Origin of the sequence: Pseudomonas sp. PvP100 (assembly GCF_017833055.1) — a bacterium.
GTDB classification, from domain to species: domain Bacteria; phylum Pseudomonadota; class Gammaproteobacteria; order Pseudomonadales; family Pseudomonadaceae; genus Aquipseudomonas; species Aquipseudomonas syringae.
In genome coordinates this window covers 2510908-2533240 of sequence record NZ_JAFIBO010000001.1, presented here as the reverse complement: position 1 = coordinate 2533240, position 22333 = coordinate 2510908, and the positions used below count along the sequence as shown (strand labels likewise).

19 protein-coding genes are annotated in these 22333 nt (G+C 59.8%); 11 read left to right on the top strand and 8 right to left on the bottom strand.

Annotation, left to right across the window (positions count from 1 at the left end):
- Positions 1-4: 4 nt before the first annotated feature.
- A complete protein-coding gene (gene efeU / locus JOE39_RS10625; RefSeq protein ID WP_024662311.1) occupies positions 5-859 on the bottom strand; it encodes an iron uptake transporter permease EfeU in 855 nt (284 codons plus the stop codon).
- Positions 860-1119: 260 nt separating this feature from the next.
- Between efeU and JOE39_RS10620 the strand changes: the two genes are divergently transcribed.
- On the top strand, positions 1120-1800 hold the full coding sequence (locus tag JOE39_RS10620) for a DNA-3-methyladenine glycosylase (RefSeq protein WP_057445505.1): 681 nt from the start codon (positions 1120-1122) through the stop codon (positions 1798-1800).
- Positions 1801-1869: 69 nt separating this feature from the next.
- Positions 1870-2976 carry a bifunctional DNA-binding transcriptional regulator/O6-methylguanine-DNA methyltransferase Ada gene (ada, locus tag JOE39_RS10615; protein ID WP_183132938.1) on the top strand — a complete coding sequence of 369 codons (1107 nt, stop codon included), beginning with the start codon at positions 1870-1872 and terminating at the stop codon, positions 2974-2976.
- Here ada and ampC read toward each other — a convergent pair.
- The gene (ampC, locus tag JOE39_RS10610; RefSeq protein WP_003427227.1) at positions 2965-4122 is read right to left on the bottom strand and encodes a class C beta-lactamase; all 1158 of its coding nucleotides are present in this window, start codon (positions 4120-4122) and stop codon (positions 2965-2967) included. The two genes, ada and ampC, sit on opposite strands and share 12 nt — an antisense overlap.
- Positions 4123-4266: 144 nt before the next feature.
- Here ampC and JOE39_RS10605 point away from each other — a divergent pair, with 144 nt between their 5' ends.
- Positions 4267-5712, top strand: a complete 1446-nt coding sequence (locus JOE39_RS10605) for a SulP family inorganic anion transporter (protein ID WP_046265837.1) — start codon at positions 4267-4269, stop codon at positions 5710-5712.
- Between the two features lie 69 nt (positions 5713-5781).
- On the top strand, positions 5782-6897 hold the full coding sequence (gene zapE, locus JOE39_RS10600) for a cell division protein ZapE (protein ID WP_003427223.1): 1116 nt from the start codon (positions 5782-5784) through the stop codon (positions 6895-6897).
- 3 nt (positions 6898-6900) lie between these two features.
- Here zapE and rarD read toward each other — a convergent pair whose 3' ends face one another.
- Complete coding sequence (gene rarD / locus JOE39_RS10595; protein WP_096113155.1) at positions 6901-7785, bottom strand: EamA family transporter RarD; 885 nt, start codon at positions 7783-7785, stop codon at positions 6901-6903.
- A gap of 225 nt (positions 7786-8010) precedes the next feature.
- On the opposite strand from rarD, the gene JOE39_RS10590 reads away from it, so the two are divergent.
- Positions 8011-9162, top strand: a complete 1152-nt coding sequence (locus JOE39_RS10590; RefSeq protein WP_003391460.1) for an MFS transporter — start codon at positions 8011-8013, stop codon at positions 9160-9162.
- Between the two features lie 6 nt (positions 9163-9168).
- On the opposite strand, the gene JOE39_RS10585 is transcribed toward JOE39_RS10590, so the two are convergent.
- Both JOE39_RS10585 and JOE39_RS10580 read right to left on the bottom strand, forming a co-directional pair.
- Positions 9169-10002 (bottom strand): PhzF family phenazine biosynthesis protein, encoded by an 834-nt coding sequence (locus tag JOE39_RS10585; protein ID WP_096113154.1) that lies wholly within the window; start codon positions 10000-10002, stop codon positions 9169-9171.
- 110 nt (positions 10003-10112) lie between these two features.
- Positions 10113-10592 (bottom strand): multidrug/biocide efflux PACE transporter, encoded by a 480-nt coding sequence (locus JOE39_RS10580; protein ID WP_096113153.1) that lies wholly within the window; start codon positions 10590-10592, stop codon positions 10113-10115.
- Positions 10593-10691: 99 nt separating this feature from the next.
- Here JOE39_RS10580 and JOE39_RS10575 point away from each other — a divergent pair, with 99 nt between their 5' ends.
- From JOE39_RS10575 to JOE39_RS10565, 3 genes are all read left to right on the top strand, one after another.
- Complete coding sequence (locus tag JOE39_RS10575; RefSeq protein ID WP_024649341.1) at positions 10692-11576, top strand: LysR family transcriptional regulator; 885 nt, start codon at positions 10692-10694, stop codon at positions 11574-11576.
- 108 nt (positions 11577-11684) lie between these two features.
- Positions 11685-11909 (top strand): DUF6434 domain-containing protein, encoded by a 225-nt coding sequence (locus tag JOE39_RS10570; RefSeq protein WP_003391466.1) that lies wholly within the window; start codon positions 11685-11687, stop codon positions 11907-11909.
- A 215-nt stretch (positions 11910-12124) separates the two neighbouring features.
- A complete protein-coding gene (locus JOE39_RS10565) occupies positions 12125-14218 on the top strand; it encodes a PAS domain-containing protein (RefSeq protein WP_024662305.1) in 2094 nt (697 codons plus the stop codon).
- Between the two features lie 12 nt (positions 14219-14230).
- On the opposite strand, the gene JOE39_RS10560 is transcribed toward JOE39_RS10565, so the two are convergent.
- Together JOE39_RS10560 and katB are read right to left on the bottom strand one after the other, a co-directional pair.
- Positions 14231-14806: an ankyrin repeat domain-containing protein gene (locus JOE39_RS10560; RefSeq protein ID WP_046265840.1), complete on the bottom strand. Its 576-nt coding sequence runs from the start codon at positions 14804-14806 to the stop codon at positions 14231-14233.
- Between the two features lie 60 nt (positions 14807-14866).
- A complete protein-coding gene (gene katB, locus JOE39_RS10555) occupies positions 14867-16372 on the bottom strand; it encodes a catalase KatB (RefSeq protein WP_003344123.1) in 1506 nt (501 codons plus the stop codon).
- Between the two features lie 575 nt (positions 16373-16947).
- Here katB and JOE39_RS10550 point away from each other — a divergent pair.
- The 3 genes from JOE39_RS10550 (at position 16948) to JOE39_RS10540 (ending at position 20525) form a co-directional block, all read left to right on the top strand.
- On the top strand, positions 16948-17673 hold the full coding sequence (locus JOE39_RS10550) for a GNAT family N-acetyltransferase (protein ID WP_046265841.1): 726 nt from the start codon (positions 16948-16950) through the stop codon (positions 17671-17673).
- A 191-nt stretch (positions 17674-17864) separates the two neighbouring features.
- Complete coding sequence (locus JOE39_RS10545; RefSeq protein WP_074908613.1) at positions 17865-19505, top strand: methyl-accepting chemotaxis protein; 1641 nt, start codon at positions 17865-17867, stop codon at positions 19503-19505.
- A 138-nt stretch (positions 19506-19643) separates the two neighbouring features.
- Positions 19644-20525 (top strand): CAP domain-containing protein, encoded by an 882-nt coding sequence (locus tag JOE39_RS10540; RefSeq protein ID WP_210077390.1) that lies wholly within the window; start codon positions 19644-19646, stop codon positions 20523-20525.
- A gap of 88 nt (positions 20526-20613) precedes the next feature.
- Here the strand turns inward: JOE39_RS10540 and JOE39_RS10535 are convergent, their stop codons facing one another.
- Positions 20614-22242, bottom strand: coding sequence for a methyl-accepting chemotaxis protein (locus tag JOE39_RS10535; RefSeq protein WP_046265843.1), 1629 nt, complete (start codon positions 22240-22242; stop codon positions 20614-20616).
- Between the last annotated feature and the right edge of the window lie 91 nt (positions 22243-22333).

Here is a 22333-nt window from a genome sequence, read left to right as displayed (position 1 = left end):
GCCCTTATTCGTTCGTAACAGAAGATGTGTTTGGCTGCATGACCTTGCCAGCGGCCGGGGTGTGCGGCTTGAAGAACAGCAGCAGCGCCCCGATCAGATAAATCAGGTAGGCAGTCAGGGTGCTGACCGTCGGCGCGTCCTGGTAACCGAACATGCCCGCCAGTACCGAACCGGCAGGGCCATCCATCGGCAGCAGCGCACTGATGTCGAAAACCACTTCCTGCAGGTGATTCCAGACCCCGGCTTCATGCAGTGCCTGGACGGAGTTGGCGAGGATGCCCGCCGCCACTACCAGAATGAACAACCCGGTCCAGCGGAAAAACAGGCTCAGGTTGAGGCGCATGCTGCCGCTGTAGATGGCCACACCGAAAGCGACTGCCAGTAACAGGCCGAGCAGGGCGCCCAGCGGCGCGCCGGAGCCGTCGCTCTGCTGGAACACGGCGAGCAGAAAGAAGACGGTCTCCAGGCCTTCGCGGGCCACGGCGAAAAACACCATGGCAATCAGCGCGTAGGTCTGGTTTTTCGAGCCGGTGAGGGCGGCATCGAGTGATTCATGCAGCGCGTTTTTTATCGACCGTGCGACCTTGCGCATCCAGAACACCATGGAGCTGAGAATGCCGACGGCGATCAGGCCGACGATGCCTTCGAACAGTTCCTGCTGCTTCTGCGGAAACTCGGCGCTCATCAACTCAAGCCCGCCGCCGACGAACAGCGAGAGCGCGGCAGCCAGAAATACGCCGATCCACACCGCAGGCATCCACTCGCCGCGGCCGGTCTGCTTCAGGTAACTGGCGATAATGCCAACGATGAGCGCGGCTTCGATGCCTTCGCGCAGCATGATCAAAAAGGGAACAAGCATATCTCACCGAGTCAAAGCTGTAGGGTGAACGTGTCTCAGCGGGTCGTAGGCCGGAAACACTGCGTAACATAATGATACTCATTCTTGAATGCGGGTAGTTGTTTTTTATCGGCTTTGCGTTTTTGGCAGGTCGTTCAGGTCAGGTTCAGGTAATCGGTCACGGTGTTTTGAACGTTCCGCGGTCTTCGCAAATCAGCGATCATTTCCGCCTCTGCGTAAACCCTGTTTGCCCGCCTGGCCGCTTCAATCTGGAAGTCATCATGTCATCAAAATCACACAGCGCTGACCGCGAGCATGCTGAGGCGGTCGCGGCGCTTAGGTCCATAGACGTGCAATGGCAGTCGTTGATCGACCATGTCGGCCCTTGTCTGCATCCGGTCAGCGCAGCGCAGGACCCGTTTCAGGCGCTGGTCAAGGCGGTCGCCTATCAGCAATTGCATGCCAGGGCGGGCGATGCGATGGTCAGGAGGCTGCGTGCGTTGTTTCTGGATGACAGCCTTCCAGAGGTCAGCTTTCCGGGCGCGCAGGCACTGGTCGATCTGGATGATCAGGCGCTGCGCTCCTGTGGCTTCTCGGCGTCCAAATGCCGGGCGATCAAGGCGATTGCTGAGGCGCGGCTGGACGGTCTGGTGCCTGAGGTCAGTGCTGCGCTGGCGATGGGCAACGAGGCGCTGGTCGAACGCCTGATCCAGCTACCGGGCGTGGGCCGCTGGACCGTGGAGATGATGCTCATCTACGGGCTCGGTCAGCTGGATGTGATGCCAGCCAGCGATTTCGGCGTGTGCGAAGGCTACCGGCGACTGTATGCTCTGCAACTCAAGCCGTCGCACCGGCAAATGGCCCGGCTTGCCGAGCGCTTCGCGCCTTACCGAACCATCGCCGCCTGGTATCTGTGGCGAGTGCCGGTCGATTTCAGCGAACTCGGCTCATCTCGAATTTGAAAGCAAGACTCGGAGTGCCCAGTGGCTCTGACAGGCGCAGTCTTATCGAAACTCAAGGCGGGCTCGACCATGGACAGCACAGAACGCACTCAACCGGCACGCGCCCTGCGCACTGAAGACGATCCGCGCTGGGACATCCTGGTCAATCGGCGTTCAGACGCTGGCGCTGCCTTCGTTTACGGCGTGCTGACCACTGGCATCTATTGCAACCCGTGCAGCCCGACCCGGCTGCCGCGTCCGGAAAACGTGGTGTTTTTTGATAGTGCACACGACGCCGAGGCCGCCGGGTTTCGCCCGTCCCTGCGCAATGCCGGCGATTCACATGCGCTGCAGCTCAAGCACGCGCAAGCCGTCGCCCAGGCTTGCAGACTGATCGATGCCGCCGAATCGATGCCCACTCTGACCGAGCTCGCGGAGCAGGTCGGGATGAGCGGTTTTCATTTTCACCGTATTTTCAAAAGGCTGACCGGGCTGACGCCCAAGGCCTACAGTGTTGCCTCGTTACGCTCGCGGGTGAAAGTCCAGCTCTCACAGGACGTCAGCATTACCCGTGCGTTGTACGAGGCGGGCTACAACGCCAACAGTCGGTTCTATGAGGCATCGCAGAACATGCTTGGCATGAAACCTTCCGAATACCGCGCAGGCGGGACCAATGTCGATATCAGGTTCGCTCTGGGTGAAAGTTCGCTGGGTTCGATTCTGGTAGCTACGAGCAGCAAGGGCATCTGTGCAATTTCGCTCGGTGATGACCCGCATGCGCTGATCGAAGCTTTCCAGGACCAGTTTCCCAACGCCAACCTGATCGGCGCAGACGCAGCGTTCGAACAACTGGTTGCCGAGGTCGTGGGTTTTGTCGAATCACCCGCGACCGGCCTGGCGCTGCCACTGGATATCCGCGGCACGGTGTTTCAGGAGCGGGTCTGGCAGGCGCTCAGGGACATTCCTGCCGGATCGACGGCCACCTACACGCAGATCGCGACGCAGATAGGACTGCCCAGTGCAGTCCGTGCGGTTGCCAATGCCTGCGGTGCGAATAAGCTCGCAGTGGCCATTCCCTGCCACCGCGTGGTGCGCAGCGATGGATCGTTGTCGGGCTACCGCTGGGGCGTCGAGCGCAAGCGCAAGCTGCTTGAAATCGAAGCGGCCGAGGGGGCAGGACTGTTTTCAGGGCGTTGAGCAGCAGCCCATTTTCTGCAGAATTCGATAGGCCAGTTTCACCCGCTCCTCGTTCGGGTAGTTTTTGTTGGCGAGGATGGCAATCCCCAACTGCTGCTCCGGAATGAACGCCACATAGCCGCCGAAACCGTTGGTTGATCCGGTTTTGTTGACCCAGACCGAAGATTGCGCTGCCTGCGGTGGCTCGATCATTTCGGTTTTGACCGTGTTCAGCATGGCGCTGGCATTGCCCTCAAGCAGCGTTTCCAGATGAACCGGCAGCGGATACTGCTCCCAGATCAGGTCCTGAGTCATGCCGCCGACCTTGAAATAGCCGGTCCGGGTATCGCGCAGGGCTTTTTGCAGCGCGGCGTCGTTTTGACCGAGCCCGATGTTCGCTTCGACAAAGCGTAGCAAGTCGCTGCTGCTCGATTTCACCCCGTAGGCTTCAGCCGCCAGTGGACCTGGATTGACCCTGACCGGCTCGTCGAGTTTGTTGTAGCCCTGCGCATACAGCGCCTGTTTTTCATCGGGCACGTTGATATAGGTATTACTCAGACCCAGCGCCGGAAACAGCCGCTGCTGCAGAGCCTGTTCATAAGGCAGTTTCATGCTGCGCGCCGCAACCATGCCGAGCAGGCCCACACTGGGGTTGGCGTAGGTGCGATGGGTGCCGGGCAGATAGTCGGGCTGCCAGGCCTTGAAATATTCCATCAACTGGCGGGTGTTTTGCACTTTATCCGGCACCTGAAGCGGGAAGCCGCCAGCCGTGTGGGTGCCCAGATGGAAAACCGGCACCTTGCCCAGCCGCGTGGCCTGTAACTGCGGAATATAGCTGTCGATGCTTTGCGTCAGCGACAGCTGCCCATTGGCCTGCGCCCAGGTAGCGAGGGTGGCGGTGAAGGTCTTGCTGATCGAGCCGAGTTCAAACAGCGTATCGCGGGTGACTGGCTGGCCGGTGGCTTTTGATGCGACGCCATAGGTGTAGAACTGCTGTTTGCCCTGGCGAGTAACGGCGATCGACAGGCCCGCGATATGATTTTCCTGCATCACTTTGCTGGCTTCTGCCTGCACGAATGCGTCGACAGACGCTGTGTCATCGTCGGCAACAGCCACCGCATTGAACAGCAGAAGTCCTGTGCAGAGCAGCGCTCCATTCCATTGCATTGGATTATTCCTTGTTGTTTTGGGGCATGGGCCGATCATCAGAGAGCTTTCCTGGAAGCCCCACCGTGGTGGTCGGTCGTCAAAGGTTTGCGTAATATGCCCCCTTTTTTGCGCTTCCTCCATGGAGCGCCGCTCAGGTAACCCATGAAAACGATCCGTATACGTGCCGAAGTCCTGGCAGGCCTCACCACATCTTTTGCATTGGTGCCCGAGTGCATCGCCTTTGCGCTGGTCGCCCATCTCAATCCGCTGATGGGGCTCTACGGTGCGTTCATCATCTGTACCCTGACCGCGCTGTTCGGCGGGCGTCCGGGCATGGTGTCCGGTGCGGCCGGTTCCATGGCGGTGGTGATCGTCGCGCTGGTGGTTCAGCAGGGTGTGCAGTATTTGCTGGCGACCGTATTGCTGGGCGGTCTGATCATGATCCTGTTCGGCTTGCTGCGGCTCGGCAAACTGGTGCGGCTGGTGCCTTATCCGGTGATGCTGGGCTTCGTCAACGGCCTGGCGATCGTCATCGCGATGGCGCAACTGGAGCACTTCAAGTTGGGTGAATCATGGCTCAGCGGTACGCCGCTGTACGTGATGCTCGGGCTGGTGGCGCTGACCATGGCGATTGTCTACCTGTTGCCACGCTTGACCCGCATTGTGCCGCCAGCGCTGGTGGCTATCCTCAGCGTCGGGCTGGCGGTCTACCTGCTCGGCCTGCCGACCCGCACCCTGGGCGACATGGCGCACATCGCCGGTGGCTTGCCGGTATTCGCCATGCCGGACATTCCGTGGAATCTGGAGACGCTGCGCATCATCGCGCCTTACGCGATCCTGATGGCGCTGGTCGGTCTGCTGGAAACCCTGCTGACCCTCAACCTGACCGACGAGATCACCGAAACCCGTGGTTATCCGGATCGCGAGTGCGTGGCGCTGGGCGCTGCCAACGTGGTCTCCGGTGCCTTCGGCGGCATGGGCGGCTGCGCGATGATTGGTCAGACCGTGATCAACCTGAGTTCTGGCGGCCGCGGTCGTCTGTCGGGCGTGGTCGCGGGGTTGATGATCCTGATGTTCGTGCTGTTCCTCTCGCCGCTGATCGAGCGCATTCCATTGGCGGCGCTGGTCGGAGTGATGTTTGTGGTCGCCCAGCAGACCTTCGCCTGGGCTTCGCTGCGCGTGCTGCGTAAGGTGCCGGTCAACGACGTCCTGGCGATCATTGCCGTGACCGTGGTCACGGTGCTGACCGATTTGGCCACCGCAGTGCTGTTCGGGATTATCATTGCAGCAATCAATTTCGCCTGGCAGCAGGCTCGCGAGCTGTACGCCGACAGCCATGTCGAAGCCGACGGCAGCAAGGTCTACCACCTGCATGGCACGCTGTTTTTCGCCTCGACCACACCGTTTCTCGACCAGTTCAACCCGGCCGAAGACCCGGCGCAGGTGACACTGGACTGCCGGCACCTGAGCTTTGTCGATTACTCGGCCATCGCTGCGCTCAAAACCCTGCGCGAGCGCTACGCCAAAGCGGACAAGCATCTGCGTGTGGTACACCTGTCCGAGCGCTGCAAGCGATTGCTCAAGCGTGCCGGCGTGCAGCATGCCTGAGTTGAGTTGCGCGGCGCAGCCTCGTATAGGCTGGATGTCTTTTCTCCGATAGCGAAGGGTGTGTGCCTGATGGATGCCGTCTCTCCTCTGCAAGCCTACGAACGTGCCGTCCAGCGTGGTTTTCAACCCGATCAGGCGCAGTTGCAGGCCGCCCGGCAATTGCAGGCGTGTTACGAGGGGCTGGCCGACGCTCGCGGTCGGGCTCGTGGCGTTTATCTGTGGGGGCCGGTCGGACGTGGCAAGACCTGGCTGATGGACCGCTTTTTCGAAAGCCTGAGCGTACCGGCCCGGCGTCAGCATTTTCATCACTTCATGCGTTGGGTGCACAAACGCATGTTCGAGTTGATGGGCACTTCCCAGCCGCTGACCGTGGTCGCCAGGGAGCTGGCGCGTGACGTGCGGGTGATGTGTTTCGATGAGCTGTTTGTCACCGATATCGGTGACGCAGTGATTCTCGGCGGGCTGCTGCAGGTGATGTTCGAAGAGGGCGTGGTGCTGGTCTGCACGTCCAACCAGCCACCGGAGCAGTTATACAGCCATGGCCACAATCGCGAGCGCTTCCTGCCAGCGGTTGCGGCCATTCTGAAGTACATGGATGTGGTGGCCGTCGACGGCGGCGAGGATCACCGGCTGCACCCCGGGCAACTGCATCAGCGCTACTGGATTGCCGAAGCCGGTCGACCCAGCGCCTTGCAGGGCATCTTCGAAGCGTTGAGCGCGGATCAGCCGGTTCACGATTCGCAGGTCATGCTCGGTTATCGCAGCATTAATGTGGTTCAGCATTCCGACACGGCCGTGTGGTGCCGCTATCGCGACCTTTGCGAACAGCCGCTGGCGGCCATGGATTTCATCGCCTTGTGTGATCGTTTTTCGGTGATTCTGCTCAGCGAGGTGCCGCTGCTGGGGGCCGCACAGCGCGAAGCGAAAATTGCCCGCGGCACCGAGGATGGCGTCGAGCAGGTGACCGCAGGCGATCGCGAGCTGCCACAGTTGTCGCCCAACGATGATGGCGTGCGGCGCTTCATCGCGCTGGTCGACGAGTGCTATGACCGGCGCATTCCGCTGTATGTCGAAGCGCCGGTGCCGATGGACGAGCTGTACACCGAGGGCTACCTGTCGTTTGCCTTCCGGCGCACCCTCAGTCGACTTCAGGAAATGCAGCTGGAGCGTTTCACCGAGTCCTGACGCTTAGCTCGCATCGCGGCGGCGCTGGGCCCGCATGTGCTTGGCGCCTTCGATCATCAGGACCACGACGGCCATCCAGATCGGCAGGTACGTCAGCCATTCATCGCGACCGATGCTCTCGCCCAGCAGCAGGGCGACGCCGACCAGCAGGATCGGCTCGACATAACTGAGCAGTCCGAACAGGCTGAACGGCAGCAGGCGGCTGGCAAGGATGTAACTGACCAGCGCCGAGGCACTGATTACCCCGAGCAACGGAATCAGCAGGTACAACAGCGGTGTCTGTTGAATGGCCTGCGGATGGCCGTGGGCGATGAACCACAGGCCGATGGGCAGCATCAGCAGCATGTCGAACCAGAGCCCGCCGAGGTGATCGGTCTTGAGCGTGCGACGCAGCACGAAGTACAGCGGATAGCCGCCCGCGACCAGCAGGGTTTCCCAGGAGAAACTGCCCAGCCGCCACAGCTCATGCGCCACGCCGATCATGGCAAACACCGCAGCGACTTTCTGCAAGTAGGAGAGGTGCTCGCCATACACCACGCGGCCGGTGAGAATCATGCTCAGCGGCAGCAGGAAATAGCCCAGCGACACCTCCAGACTGCGCCCGTGCAGCGGTGCCCACATGAAGATCAGCAACTGCGCACCAAGCAGCACCGAAGACAGCAGCAGCGCGAAGATCAGCAGCGGTTGCTGCGTGAGTCGGACAGCCACTTCGCGGACTCGCCGCCAGTCACCGCTGACCAGCATGAACAGCGTCGCGCAGGGCACGGTGAGCAGCATGCGCCAGCCGAAGATTTCTTCGCCGTCGAGCGGGGCCATCAGTGACGTATAGAAATACATGACCCCGAACAGCGTAGACGCCAGGACCGACAGCACGACACCTTTGTACACAACGGCCTCCGCAACAACTGATTCGACAGATTGCGCACCTGTCTGGTGCGCGTGGTCGCCAGTCTACTGGCCTGAGGTGCAAAAAGCTGCAAATCAGACGGCCTCTGCACGGCGATGGAACGAGCCCTTTCCAAGTGCATCAGAGGTTTTGGCTAACCGATCAGATTTGTTAGGCTGTCGCGCTGGCCGGTGTGACCGTACTCGGTAAAATTACAAGGAGCATGCATGACCTCTTTCAGCACCGCAGCCCAGGATGCCAAGGCTCGGGCGGAGCAGTCTTCGACGCGTATCGCGTTTTTCATTGCCGGTTTCAGCGTGGCCTCGTGGGCGCCGCTGGTGCCTTACGTCAAACAGCGGATGGGCCTTGATGAGGGCACGCTTGGGCTCTTGTTGCTGTGTCTGGGGGTGGGCTCGATCATTTCGATGCCGCTGGCGGGAGCACTGGCGGCGCGCTTTGGCTGTCGGCGTCTGCTGGTGTGTTCGACGCTGTTGATCTGCCTGTGCCTGCCGCTGCTGGCGACGATTTCCAGTCTGCCGCTATTGATCGCCACGCTGTTTCTGTTTGGCGCGAGCATGGGCGGAGTGGACTGCACGGCCAACGTGCAGGCGGTAATTGTCGAGCGCGCCAGCGGCAAGACCATGATGTCGGGGTTTCACGGCCTGTTCAGCCTTGGCGGGATTGTCGGTGCAGCGGGCGTCGCCGGTTTGCTCAGCCTGGGTATCTCGCCATTCACGGCGATGCTGATCGTGGTCTTCCTGACGTTGGTCGCGCTGGCCAAAGCGGCGCCGAATCTGTTGCCTTACGGCAGTCCGGCCGATGGGCCAGCCTTTGCAATCCCGCGTGGCGTGGTGCTGTTCATTGGCCTGCTCTGCTTCACCGTATTTCTGGCCGAAGGCGCGATGCTCGACTGGAGCGCGGTATTCCTGACCTCGTTGCGTGGTGTCGAGCCTTCCTATGCCGGGCTGGGTTACGCGGTATTCGCCGCGACCATGACCCTTGGACGGCTGTTTGGCGATGCAGTGGTAAAACGCGTCGGCTCCAACCGAGTGATTATTCTCGGCGGACTGTGTGCCGCAGCGGGCCTGGCCGTCGCGACATTGATCCCGTTCTGGCAGGCGGCGCTGCTGGGGTATGCATTGGTGGGGGCGGGTTGCTCGAACATCGTTCCGGTCTGCTACAGCGCAGCCGGTCGGCAGAAGACCATGCCTGAAAGCGTGGCAATCCCGGCCATTACCACAGTCGGTTACGCCGGGATTCTGATCGGTCCTGCGGCAATCGGTTTCATTGCCCATGTCAGCAGTCTTGAGCTGGCGTTCATGATCGTTGCCGTGATGCTGGTGGGCGTGGCGATCGGGGGCAGCAAACTCAGGACCTGATCGGTATTACAACCTGCGCGCCATCCCCGACACCCGGATCGAGCTTCCCGGTTGCTGCGGGATTTCGGCGCGCAGGCGCGATGGGCTGCCCATGTCCTCGCCCTGAATAATGTCTATCAAACCGCCATGCGGCCAGCTGATATCACGCAGATAGCCGCCCAGCGCTGCCGTGGCCGCGCCGGTGGCCGGGTCTTCGTAGACGCCGCCGAACGCAAAGGGGTTGCGGGTGTGAAACAACTGATCGGTCTCGGCCCACACCAGCAGAATCGTCGCCCAGCCTTCACGGACCATCAGGTCGTGACCCGTCTGCTGGTCGTAGCGCATGGCCTTGAGCCTTTCGCGGCTGTTCAGCGCCAGCAGCAGATGCCCGGCACCGCCATTGATATGCGCGGGGGTAATGCGCTCATCCAGATCGGCATGGTTATAGCCGAACAGCGCCAGGGCTTCTTCCAGCAACGGCACACTGACCGGCTTGCTGAACGTGGGTGGCGATTGCAGCGCCGCCGACGTCAGCGAGCCCTGTGCGTGGCCCTCGACCGTAATCTGCGCCTGATTGAGTGTCAGCTGAAACACGCCATCGCCTTGCTGCGCCGCCAGCGCTGCGCCCAGGGCGATGGTCGCGTGCCCGCAAAACGGTACTTCTGCCAGCGGCGAGAAATACCGCACCCGCCAGCCGCCTTCGACAGGCGCAGCGAACGCCGTTTCGGAAAAACCGATGTCGGCGGCAATCTGCTGCATGACGGCATCCTCGGGTAACGCATCGCCAATCCACACACCTGCCGGATTGCCACCCCGATCGCCATCGCTGAACGCGGCCAGTTTGAGTACTTCAGTTGTCATCGAAGGGTATCCTTGCCTGGGTCAGTAGAGGACAGTGTGCAATGACGAGGATTTGATTATCCAGTGAGAACATTTGATGCACGGTATGCGTGTGCCTGATGCATCACACCTCACACCTTACACCTCGCCAGACGTTGCTGTATCAGGCGCTCACGCAGCGTGTCGTAAGCCCAGTTGAACAGCAGGGTATAGGGCAGAAACATCAGCAGCAGACCGATGTCCAGCCAGAACGCTTCCATCAGGCTGATCGTCAGCCACCATGCGGCCAGCGGCACCACGGCCAGAATCAGTCCGGCTTCGAAACCCGTTGCGTGCAGGACGCGGACCGTCAGGCTCATGGTAAATCCGTAGCGGTTGCGCAGGCGGTCGAACAGCGCGTTGTAGGTCATGTTCCACAGCATGGCGATGGTCGAGATCATCACCGTCATGGCGCCCATCATCGCCAGCGACTGGTCCATCAGCCAGGCCAGCAGTGGTGCGACCAGAATCACACCGCCGATCTCGAACAGCGCGGCATGCATCGCCCGCTCACGCAGGGTTTTGCTGGCGACGCCGGGTTGCCGGTCGATGTGCGGTTGGCTGTTACTCATGACTACGCTGCCCTTGGTGATGATTGATGGCGGTATTATCATCGGTGTTTACGTTAAGTTGAAAATCAATACCATCGGTTAAACCGATATGAGAGCGCTATGAGTTATTCGCCAGAAGCCCTGGAAGCCTTCGCCCAGATTGCCGCGCTGGGTTCGTTCAGCGCGGCCGCACGCCGTCTGGGCAAGAGCCAATCGACCATCAGTGAAGCGATCGCCCGCCTGGAAATCGATCTGGGGCTGGAGCTGTTCGATCGCTCTTCCAGGCAACCGGTCCTGACCGAAGCGGGGAGGGTCATGCTGGGCCGTGTCGATGATCTGCTGTGCGCCTCGGACCGGCTGCGTCGCGCGGCTGCGCGGCTTGCGGCAGGGGTCGAGCCACGGCTGACGCTGGTGCTGTCGGATGCCAACCAGTTTGCCGATTTCGAACGGCTGATGACCGAGCTCGATCAACGCTTTCCAGAGCTGGAAATGGAATGCGTGTTCGCCGAGCATGGCGACGCCATCAGCCTGGTGCAGTCGGGCAGGGCTTCACTGGGGCTGCTGTCGGCGCAAGCCAGCTACCCACCGGAAATCGGTCACGCGACCATCGAGGAAAGTGCCGATTTCGGTCTGTTCGTGTCGCACAAACATCCACTGGCCGCACTGGAACGGGTCGATTACCAACAGCTGGCCCGCTATCGCGCCTTGCGCCTCAATACACTGATCGAGCACAGCATCCCCACCGACGACCTGCCCACTAGCGGCCATCGGCATTGGTCGGCACCCAATTACCTGCTGTTGATGGACATGGCTGCGTTCGGGTTTGGCTGGTCGGCATTACCGCGCTGGCTGGTGTCGCGCTATTCGGGCGGCCTTCTGAAAGAGCTGCAAGTCTCCGGCTGGCCGCGGCGCTCGGCGGTGGACGTCATCTGGTCGTTCCAACGCAGTCTGGGGCCTGCGGGCGCGTGGCTGCTTGAGTCGCTGGTGCCGTTTGCGGGAGAGTGAGTCGGGTTTGCGCAATTTCCTGTACGGCACAAGCTTTTCCAGTCTCGCGACTGCAGCAGAATCCCTTTATAAAGAGTGTCTGCAACCCGACAGCACGAGGAATCAGGCATGGCTTTCGATTGGCACTCCGACCTCATCACGCGCGACACGCCGGTGAATGACGACTATCGGAACACGCAGAACGTGAGGCGCTTCATGACCTTGCAGTGCGGGGCGTCGTTCAGGTTCGATCGGCCATTCATGGCGTGGATCAAAAATGGCGAGCCCAAGAACATGGGGCAAGTCGCAGACCAATGGCTGCGCCTGCATGCGGCAACCTCAGCGTCGAACTGACAGCGTGCGCCGCAATGGGACCGATCCCGCACGGCAGGTCCTGTGCTGGTGAAGACTGTTCACAAAAGCATGTCTCGATCTGATTTGACGAAAACCACCAATTTCTGAACTCAAAAAGCCATTATTTTTGCAAGCGAGCGTTTTTTCTCGTAGCGTGTTCGCGTCGCCCCGCACGACGGGAAAGCGGCACAACCAATACCTCAGGTGCCGCCGCTGTGACCCCGACAGATTTACAACGTCTCCAGAGCCGGTTAGCGGCTCTGGAGCAGGAAAACGCTTCGCTTAAAGAGAGCCTGAGTGTCACCGGTCGGGAGGCCGAATACGCCCTGGCACAATCCCAAGAGCGTTATCGTTTTCTGTTCAACGCGATGGATGAAGGCTTTTGCATCATTGAGTTCTTTGACGGGCCGCACGGTCCGCTGAGCGATTACATTCACGTCGAAGCCAACCCGGCCTACGAGTACCACGCCGGCATTTCCAACGTGGTGGGCAAGAAGCTGCGCGAGATGGTTCGCGAGGAGGCTGATGGCTGGGTGGAGTTTTACGGCGATGTGTTGCGGACCGGCAAGCCGATCCGTTTCGAGCGCGAGCTGGTGGCCACCGGGCGTTATCTGGCTTTGACCGCGTTTCGCATCGAGCCGGCCAGCCGCCGGCAGGTCGCGGTACTGTTTCAAGACATCACTGAACGCAAGCGCGCCGAGCTGGCGCTCAAGCAACTGAACGAAACACTGGAGGCGCGCATTGTCGAAGCCGTGGCCGAGCGCAATGTGCTGGCCGATGTCGTCAACGGCACCAATGCGATCATTCATGTCGTCGACTGCAATTTTCGCTGGATGGCTATCAATGGCGCTGCCCTGCGCGAGTTCGAGCGCCTGTTCGGCGTCCGGCCGCAAGTGGGTGACAGTATGCTCGACCTGCTCGACGACCGGCCGCAGAGCAAGGCTGATCTTGAACGGCGCTGGACGCGTGCGTTAGCGGGCGAGGAGTTCGCCGAAAGCGTCAGCTTCAGCGACTCGAACGATCCGGCCAGCCATTTTGAAATACGTTACAGCACGCTGCGCAATGCTCAGGGGCAGGCCATTGGCGCTTACCTGTTTGCCTACGATGTCAGCGAGCGGCTGCGCGAGCAGAAGCGCCTGAGCCAGGCTGAAGAAGCCTTGCGCCAGTCGCAGAAGATGGAAGCCGTAGGCCAGTTGACTGGCGGTATCGCCCACGACTTCAACAACCTGTTGACCGGCATCACGGGCTCGCTGGAACTGCTCAAGACGCGGGTGAGCCAGGGTCGTTTCAATGAACTGGACCGCTACATAGGGGCTGCGCAGGATGCTTCCAAACGTGCGGCGTCACTGACTCATCGATTGCTGGCGTTTTCGCGTCGGCAGACCCTGGACCCCAAGCCGGTCGACGTCAACCGGTTGGTCATCGGCATGGAAGAACTGATTCGGCGCACGGTCGGGCCGCACATCACCGTGGAGGTGGTGACCTCGGTCGGATTGTGGTCAACGTTCATCGATGCACCGCAGCTGGAAAATGCCTTGTTGAACCTGTGCATCAACGCCAGGGACGCCATGCCGCGAGGCGGGCGGATTACCATCGAGACAGCCAACCGCTGGATTGACGAGCGTGGTTCGCAAAGCCGCGATCTGATCCCCGGGCAGTACCTGTCGTTGTGTGTCAGCGACACCGGCACAGGCATGTCGCCCGAGGTCATCAATCGGGCATTCGATCCTTTCTTTACCACCAAGCCGCTGGGGCAGGGCACGGGGCTGGGGTTGTCGATGGTGTACGGTTTCGTGCGCCAGTCCGGCGGCCAGGTGCGCATTTATTCCGAGCCTGATCAGGGCACGAACATGTGCCTGTACCTGCCGCGTCATTACCTTGGGGCGCCGGAAGAGATCGAGTCTGCGGATGCCTCTGAATCGACGTCGGTACAGACCGAGCGCACCGTGATGATTGTCGACGATGAGCCGACCATCCGCATGCTGGTGGCCGAAGTACTGGAGGACCAGGGCTACATTCCGATCGAGGCGGGCGAAGGCGCATCTGCGCTCAAGGTGCTGGAGTCCGATGCGCGTATCGACCTGCTGGTGACCGACGTCGGGTTGCCGGGTGGCATGAATGGCCGGCAATTGGCCGATGCGGCGCGCATCATTCGACCCGACCTCAAAGTGCTGTTCATTACGGGTTACGCAGAGAACGCCATCATTGGCAACGGCCATCTGGATCCGGGGATGTGGGTGCTCACCAAACCCTTCACCATGGAAGCGTTTGCCAGCCGCATCTACGAAATGATCGAGCGCGAAGACTGATTCCAGCCGCCGTCAGCGGACAGGCGGCGCCTGGAATTCACCCTTGGACAAGCCTTCTACGTCATTGCCCATGCTGTCACGAATGCTCAGGTCTGCGCCCTTGTCGGTCAGCTCCTTGAGCACTTCAGTGCGTTTGAACAAGGCGGCGTACATGGCCGCAGTCTGTCCGGCATTGTTGGTGAGGTTCGCACCACAATCTGCCTGCACCAGACGCTTGGCGATGCTCAGTTCACCTTTGAAAATCGCACCCATCAGCGCCGTATTGCCGCGATTGTCCTTGGCGCATGGGTCCGCTCCGGCGTCTATCAGGCGTATCACCGAATCCTCATGGCCGTGATAGGCCGCCAGAATCAGACCGGTATAGCCTTGTTCGTCACGGATGTTGAGGTCGTAATGAGCCTCGATAAACGTGTCCAGCATCGGGTTGTTGCCTTCACGGGAGGCGTCGAAAAACAGCGTGCGCAGTTGGCTGGCAGTCTGTTCGGCGCTCAGCTCTGAAGGCGGTGAAGTGGGGGTGGGTGTCGATGTCGGCGGTGTGGCGCTTGCGGCTGCGGCAAACAGCAGCAAGCCATAGATCAGATGTTTCATGGGCGTTCTCCTGACGGGAACCGTCCCGGCGACAAAGCACCGGGACGGGGTATCAGATCATCAGTCCTTGAGGCTTGCAGCCAGGGACTTGACCTTGCTCAGATCGCCTTTGGCGACTTCGGCTACCCGAGTGCCGTAGTCCGGATCTGCCTTGTACAGGTACGACAGCATGATGTTCTTGCTTTCAGTGTCAGTGTCGGCCAGCGACTCGCCAAAGCTCTGTACCAGGTCAGTCTTCTCTTTCGCGCTGTAGGAGCGATACAGATCACCCGCCTGCTTGAAGTTCTGCTCACGCGTGATCTTCGCCTGCTGGGTAGTGCCACTGAGCGGCAGCTGGCTGTAGCGCGCCTTGTCATCCGCTGGACGCGGTTCCAGACGGCTCGGCTCATAGTTGACGCCGCTGGTGGTGTGACCGGTATTCAGCGCACCGTCCTGATTGCCGTTGTTGACCGCAACTTTTGGCTGGTTGACGGGCAGGCTCAGGCCGTTGGCGCCAAGGCGATACATCTGCGTGTCAGCGTAGGAGAACACACGGCCTTGCAGCAGACGGTCCTCGGAAGGTTCGATACCTGGCACCAGGTTGGCCGGGGCCATGGCGACCTGCTCGGTTTCCTGGAAGTAGTTATCGACGTTCTTGTTCAAGACCATCTGCCCGATCTTCTTCTCGGGAACATCCGGCCAGATCTTGGTAGCGTCCAGTGGGTCGAAGTCGAATTTCGCCAGCTCTTCAGGCTTCAGGACCTGAACGTACAAGTCCCATTTCGGGAAGTCACCCTTTTTGATCGCGCCGACCAGATCGTTGGTCAGGTGGCTGTAGTCCTTGGACTGGACCTGAGCGACTTCCTTGGGATCAAGGTTCTTGAGGCCCTGCAGGGATTTCCAGTGGAACTTGACGTAGTGCACTTCGCCCTTGGCGTTGACCAGTTTGTAGGCGTGTACACCGTTGCCGTCCATGAAGCGATAGCCCGCTGGGGTGCCCTCGTTTGAATACAACAGGGTCAGCGTACGGGTGGCTTCCGGTACGTGGGAGAAGAAGTCGAAGCGACGCGAATCGTTATCCAGATTGGTACGCGGGTCAGGTTTGAACGCGTGGACCATGTCCGGGAACTTGATGGCGTCACGAATGAAAAAGGTCGGGAAGTTGTTGCCGACCAGGTCCCAGTTACCGTCAGCCGTGTAGAACTTGGTGGCGAAGCCGTGCGGGTCGCGCAGGGTTTCAGGCGAGTGATTGCCGTGAACCACGGAGGAGAAGCGTACAAATACCGGGGTCTTCTCGCCGGATTTGAAAACGGTCGCCTTGCTCAGGTCGCTGATGTCGGCGGAGGCCGTGAACTCGCCTTTGACGCCAGTGCCACGGGCATGCACGACGCGCTCAGGAATGCGTTCGCGATCAAAGCGCTGCAGCTTTTGCAGCAGCTGCACGTCTTGCAGCAGGACAGGCCCTTCGGCGCCTGCGGTCTGAGAATTCTGATTGTCTCCAACGACGGCGCCATTGTCGCGGGTCAGGGTATCGGCTGCATAAGCGGTCGGAATAGTAATCAGACCGGCTGCAGTTAGACACACCATGTGTCTGGACCAGTTTAATAACGGCATTTTGAATCCCTCATATTTTTAGTAGGCCGGATTATCTTAGGCGCGTGAGGGAAATGCGGTGATTATAAAAATGTATCGGGGTGATTGAGATAAATACTCAGGCAAAAGGTAGACCCGGTAAAGAATGTTTGCACTGAATTCGCCTGGTGCATTGATGCCCGTTCAGACGTTGTGGATCAAGTTATATATCCGAGTTTTCTCTAGTTCAGCATCCCTCTGAAATAAATGGATTTTTATTGAATGTCGACAGTCATTAAACTTACTGTCTTGCCCCTCTATCAGGTAGATGTGAATCATTATCAGCTTTGTTGTCTGGCTCCCGTCAGGTCGCTGTCGAGTGGGTTGGTACGATCGTACTGGTAGTTAGGATCATCGTTCAGGTGGGTGGCTATTTGACATTCTTTTTTTAAGTCATCGTATAAGTTGCAACTAAGTTGGCGCGCTGCTGGATGCTGGCAATATGACAATATCGGTCCTGAATGCTTCGACGCGCTATCATGTGGCCACGTCCTGTACAGACACACCTATTAAATGGAGCCCCTTGTCCCATGCCGACGATCATGCTGCTACACACCCCGCCGCCGGAATTCATCCGTGCCCAGATCCAGCAGATGGTTGTCGACTACGTGACGGACATCAGCCTGGTGGCCATTGCGCCGAGCAACCCGCTGTACAACCTTTACCAGTACGGCGTGGGCTACGAGGTGCATTTGTACCTGAATGCCATGGACGGTTCGCAGCAGCTGACCGTGGAGCTGATCGTCGCACTGGACGATGAAGACCCCGAAACCGTATTGGGTTTTTTGCTGTACATGCCTGTCCAGGATGATCCGCAAGCCTGCGCCGTAGCCTACATGGCGGTGCGCGACAGCCACCGTCGTCAGGGCATCGCACGCTCGATGCTGGAGAAAATGACCAGTCGCTATCCGCACGCAGAGCTGTATTGCGTGGTCGGCAAAGTCGCGTATTTCGAGGCAATGGGCTTTCAAGTGCTGGGTGCGCGTGGTCCGCAGGTCATCATGAACACGCGTGATCACGGTACTGACGGCTTGCTTGCGGTCATGGATATCGCGCCGATCTACAACTCGGTGGAAGTGCGGCAGATTCACGCTTACCTGCTCAAACAGCACGGCAACAGCGCGATGGTCGATGCGGAAAAGCAACGCGATCGCCATCTGGACCGTATGACCCTTGAAGCGAGAACGTTCGCCGAGCAACGTCTTGGCAACAATGAGTTGGCAGACGACGCGTCAAAAACTTCGCGCCTGCACTGACAAAGAACGCAATGAGGCAGGACCGATAGAGAGCGTTGGCCGCACAAGTGCGACTGCCAAAGTCTTTTCTATCGAAAAAAGAAGAGGTTGTGGAACGATCCAAATGAGGTGAAGTCATTATGACATCATCGCTGTTTGATCACCTCATTTCGGCACTGACACCACTCCTCATTCAGCAACAGGTAAGCCCCATGAACGTCCTGCGTCAGTCCAAATTCTCCACCAAGCTGCTCTCTGCTTTCATCATCTGTGCATTGATTACGCTGGCCGTCGGCGCTCTGGGGATGGTGGGCGTGACCCGCCTGGCCAACGCCCTTGAGCTGACCTTCTCCAACAATCTGGTCTCGGTTGGCAACACCAATGAAGCGCTGACCAGCTTCACCGCTCACAACCGCGGGCTTTACCGTTTGCTGGATGCGCAGGATGGCGGTGTCTCCGAAACGGACAAGGATCGAGTTCGTCAGGCATTGGGTGATGACCTGGCCCGTGCGCAAAAAGTGTTTGCGATCTATCGTGCCACGCCTCTGGAAGATGACGAACGCGCCGCCGGGGACCAGTTGGAACTGATGCTGCCCGCTTACGTTTCGGGCTCTCAACAGGTTGTCGACCTGATGAAGGCGGGTAATTACCCGGCTGCCCGGACCCAGTTGAACAGCCTGTCCTCGGAAAGCTTTACCAAGGTGCGCAGTTACATGCGCACCATGATCGATTCCAACAACCGTCAGATCAAGGAAGGCGCAGCCGCTGCTGCCGATCTGAAGGCCAATTCGGTATTGATGCTGGAGATTGGCGTGGTGATTGCCTTTCTGGTGGCCATCATGCTGGGCGTACTGATTACCCGCATGATCACCCGTCCTTTGGCCGTCGCAGTCGCCAGTGCTCAGCGCATTGCGGGCGGTGACCTGACTCAGCCTATTGTTTCTAACAGTGGCGATGAAGCCGGACAACTGTTGAACGCGCTCTCCGATATGCAAAACGGTCTGAAAAATACTATTCAACAGATTGCCAGTGCCTCGGACCAGCTGGCTTCCGCTGCCGAAGAACTGAGCGCCGTCACCGATGAAAGCACCCGCGGGCTGACTCGCCAGAACGACGAAATCCAGCAGGCGGCAACGGCTGTCAATCAGATGACCGCCGCAGTGGAAGAAGTGGCGCGCAACGCGGTGTCCACGTCCGAAGCGTCGAAGTCTGCGACAGACGATGCTGTCGATGGCCGTGGTCAGGTCGATCACACAGTCAAGGGCATCACCACCATGGTTCACGAGATCACCGCATCCACCGGCGCTGTATCCGAGCTGGCCGGGCATGTGCGGGAAATCAGCAAGGTGCTTGACGTGATTCGCAGTATCGCCGAACAGACTAACCTGCTGGCCTTGAACGCCGCCATTGAAGCTGCGCGTGCTGGTGAACAGGGGCGTGGTTTTGCGGTGGTGGCTGACGAGGTTCGGGCTTTGGCGCACCGTACTCAGGCATCGACAGTGGAAATCGAAGGCATGATCAGCACCGTGCAGTCGGGCGCCGACGGCGCAGTTGCGGCGATGGGCAAGAGCCTGTCGCTGGCCACCAACACGCAGGAACTGGCTCAGCGGGCGGGCGCGGCGCTGGAGAAAATCACCCTGGGTGTAGCCACCATCAATGAGCGCAATCTGGTCATTGCCTCTGCCTCGGAAGAGCAGGCCCAGGTGGCCCGCGAGGTAGACCGTAACCTGATCAACATTCAGGACCTGTCGACCCAGAGCGCTGCCGGTGCCAACCAGACCAGCGCGTCCAGTCAGGAACTGTCGCGACTGGCCACCTCGTTCAACTCACTGGTTGCCAACTTCAAGCTGTAAGTCGCCCTCACGGGGCATTGTCTGGCGCGCGTCTGGGCCCGATCGGTAGTGAAATTCCGGTCAGGCATAAAAAAGGCGTTGCGCCCGACCGGGTCATTTCGCGCATCATAGGCGGACTCAGCCCGAGAGAGACTTTTCATGCCTGTCATTCATTACCTTCTGCGCCTGTCGCTCCCGCGAGTGTCGATATCCTTTCTGGCCGTGCTGTGCCCTGGCGTGTTCGCCAGTGCTGCGCTGGCTGGCGACGAAACGCAACTGATCGAATCCCTCAATGCCTATCGCAGCCAGGCACAGCGCTGCGGCGAGCAGGTGTCCATGGAACTGCAGCCGCTGACCAGCGACGCGCGTCTGGTGCTGCCGGCCAGTGGCAATCTGGACCTGCAACAGGCGCTGACGCGTGCTTCCTATCCGATGGTCACTGTGCAGGCGATAAGCCTGTCCGGTCCGAACAATGCAGACGCTGCACTCAAGGCGGTTCTGGAGAGTTTTTGCCGTGTGGTGCTGGACCCGCAGTTCGTCGATATCGGGGTCAGCCGTGAAGGACGAGACTGGCGTATCGTGCTGGCGCGTTCGCTGGTCGCGTCGCGTCTTGGCGACTGGCAGGCAGAGGGGCAAAAAATTCTGGACATGATCAACAATGCCCGCACTCAGGCACGTCAGTGCGGCACACAATCCTTCGCCGCAACCACACCGCTGGCCTGGAACCTGGTGCTGGGGACCGCTGCGCAACGTCATTCCCAGGCGATGGCCAATCAAAACTTTTTTGACCACAAGGATCGTGACGGCCGTACACCTGGCGACCGCGCCGAATTGGCCGGGTATGTGGGGCAGCAGGTGGGGGAGAACATTGCCGCCGGTCAGGACAGTGCGCGCAAGGTGGTGGATGGCTGGCTGCTGAGCCCGGGCCATTGCGCCAACCTGATGAATCCGGATTTCCGCGAGTTGGGCGCAGCCTACGCGATGGACCCGAAAAGTGACGCAGGGATTTACTGGACGGCAATGTTCGGCACGCAGCAGTAGCGTCTACCGCTGCGTAACGGGCTGGCAAGCCTAGGCAGATCATTCGACAAGGAAAGATGCCGGGAAGCGAGCTTCCCGGCAGAGGGGCTTAAACGCGGAATTGCTTGGTGAGACGGTTCAGGCTTGAAGCCAGGGTCGACAGTTCTGCAGTGGCGATGGCTGTCTGATTGGAGCCCTCGGATGTCTGGCTGGACAGATCACGAATGCTGACCAGGCTTCTGTCGACTTCTCGAGCGACCTGAGCCTGTTCTTCGGCAGCGGTGGCGATCATCAGGTTGCGTTCATTGATCTGGCTGATGGATTCGGTGATTTCCAGCAGCGCCTTGCCGGCGCCATTGGCCATCTCCAGTGTCTTGTGGGCCTGAACGCTGGTCTGCTCCATTGCGCTGACGGCATTGCCGGTACCGGTCTGAATCGAGCCGACCATCTGCTCGATTTCTCGGGTCGATTGCTGAGTGCGATGCGCCAGTGCCCGGACTTCGTCGGCAACCACCGCAAAACCTCGTCCGGCTTCACCTGCGCGGGCCGCTTCGATGGCCGCGTTGAGCGCCAGCAGGTTGGTCTGTTCGGCGATGGCACGAATCACATCCAGCACCTTGCTGATATCCGTCGCCATGACGGCCAGGCCTTGTACCTCGGTGGACGTGATCTGCACCTTGGAAACCATCAGGTTGATCGCCGTGACGGTCTCATCGACCTGCGCGCGTCCGGCCATGGCGGCAGTGCTGGATTGCGAGGTCACTTCCGATGCCGATGCGGCATTACTGGCCACTTCTTCTACCGCCGCGCTCATCTCGTTGACGGCGGTGGCTGCCATTTCGATCTCGTTGGTCTGGCGCAGAATGGTGCGCGATGCATCTTCCGTGACGGCATGCATTTCCTCGGAGGTGGCCGCCAGCTGGGTGGAGGAGTCGCCGATCAGGATCAGGGCATCGCGCAGGTTGGTTTGCATGGTGGCGAGTGCGGCAATCAGTTTCGCCGCCTCGTCAGTGCCATGTTGCGGGATATCCTTGCTCAGATCATTGCTGGCGATGCGTTGCGCGATACTCAACGAATCGCCAATCGGGCCCGTCAGACTGCGGGTGTACATCCAGGCGAGGAGCAGCGTAGTGATGACGCCCACGGTGATGAAAATGCCCACCATCCACAGCGTCTGCTGATAGGCAGCGTTAGCGGCAGCGCCGGCTTTCTCGGCTTTGGCGTCGTTGACGCCGATGAGTTTCTTCAGCCCGACTTCAACCTGATCGGCCGCGCTTTTCATTTCGCCATTGGAGGTTGCCACTGCAGCTTCCAGATTGCCGGCGGCCACTGAGGCCAGGTAGCGATCCTGTGCCACCTGATACCCGGCCTGTGCCTGAGACAATTCATCGAATGCCTGGCGCCCTTGCGGGGTCACGATCAATTTGCCGAGCGTGTCAAAATAGCCGGCGATCAGCGAGCGAGACTGCTGGATATCGCTGAGCGCCTTGGTCTTTCGATCCTGCGGTTCAATCGGATTGCGCACACGGGCGTTGTTGCCGCGGATACTGACAAACTCCCGATCAATCGACCCGAGCTGTTTTACGCTCGGAAGCACATTGGTCTCGATGAATTTTTCCGCCGCATTGAGCTCGGCCGCCTGACGCAGGGCGAGGAGGCCCAAGGCAATGATCATCAGGCAGAACACGCCGAAACAGAGCGTCGAACGAGCGGCCAGGTTGAGTTTTCGCAGGATCATAGTGTTTCTCCGAAGGGGTAATCAGCTATCGCCCTCATTCGGATTAACTTGGCTGTAAAAGGGTAACAAGGTGTTTCAGAAGGGTTGCAGT

Bases quoted from the DNA above. Each gene is read 5' to 3' on its own strand.
- efeU (WP_024662311.1), bottom strand. From the start codon at position 859: ATGCTTGTTCCCTTTTTGATCATGCTGCGCGAAGGCATCGAAGCCGCG.
- JOE39_RS10620 (WP_057445505.1), top strand. From the start codon at position 1,120: ATGTCATCAAAATCACACAGCGCTGACCGCGAGCATGCTGAGGCGGTC.
- ada (WP_183132938.1), top strand. From the start codon at position 1,870: ATGGACAGCACAGAACGCACTCAACCGGCACGCGCCCTGCGCACTGAA.
- ampC (WP_003427227.1), bottom strand. From the start codon at position 4,122: ATGCAATGGAATGGAGCGCTGCTCTGCACAGGACTTCTGCTGTTCAAT.
- JOE39_RS10605 (WP_046265837.1), top strand. From the start codon at position 4,267: ATGAAAACGATCCGTATACGTGCCGAAGTCCTGGCAGGCCTCACCACA.
- zapE (WP_003427223.1), top strand. From the start codon at position 5,782: ATGGATGCCGTCTCTCCTCTGCAAGCCTACGAACGTGCCGTCCAGCGT.
- JOE39_RS10590 (WP_003391460.1), top strand. From the start codon at position 8,011: ATGACCTCTTTCAGCACCGCAGCCCAGGATGCCAAGGCTCGGGCGGAG.
- JOE39_RS10585 (WP_096113154.1), bottom strand. From the start codon at position 10,002: ATGACAACTGAAGTACTCAAACTGGCCGCGTTCAGCGATGGCGATCGG.
- JOE39_RS10580 (WP_096113153.1), bottom strand. From the start codon at position 10,592: ATGAGTAACAGCCAACCGCACATCGACCGGCAACCCGGCGTCGCCAGC.
- JOE39_RS10575 (WP_024649341.1), top strand. From the start codon at position 10,692: ATGAGTTATTCGCCAGAAGCCCTGGAAGCCTTCGCCCAGATTGCCGCG.
- JOE39_RS10570 (WP_003391466.1), top strand. From the start codon at position 11,685: ATGGCTTTCGATTGGCACTCCGACCTCATCACGCGCGACACGCCGGTG.
- JOE39_RS10560 (WP_046265840.1), bottom strand. From the start codon at position 14,806: ATGAAACATCTGATCTATGGCTTGCTGCTGTTTGCCGCAGCCGCAAGC.
- katB (WP_003344123.1), bottom strand. From the start codon at position 16,372: ATGGTGTGTCTAACTGCAGCCGGTCTGATTACTATTCCGACCGCTTAT.
- JOE39_RS10550 (WP_046265841.1), top strand. From the start codon at position 16,948: ATGCCGACGATCATGCTGCTACACACCCCGCCGCCGGAATTCATCCGT.
- JOE39_RS10545 (WP_074908613.1), top strand. From the start codon at position 17,865: ATGAACGTCCTGCGTCAGTCCAAATTCTCCACCAAGCTGCTCTCTGCT.
- JOE39_RS10540 (WP_210077390.1), top strand. From the start codon at position 19,644: ATGCCTGTCATTCATTACCTTCTGCGCCTGTCGCTCCCGCGAGTGTCG.
- JOE39_RS10535 (WP_046265843.1), bottom strand. From the start codon at position 22,242: ATGATCCTGCGAAAACTCAACCTGGCCGCTCGTTCGACGCTCTGTTTC.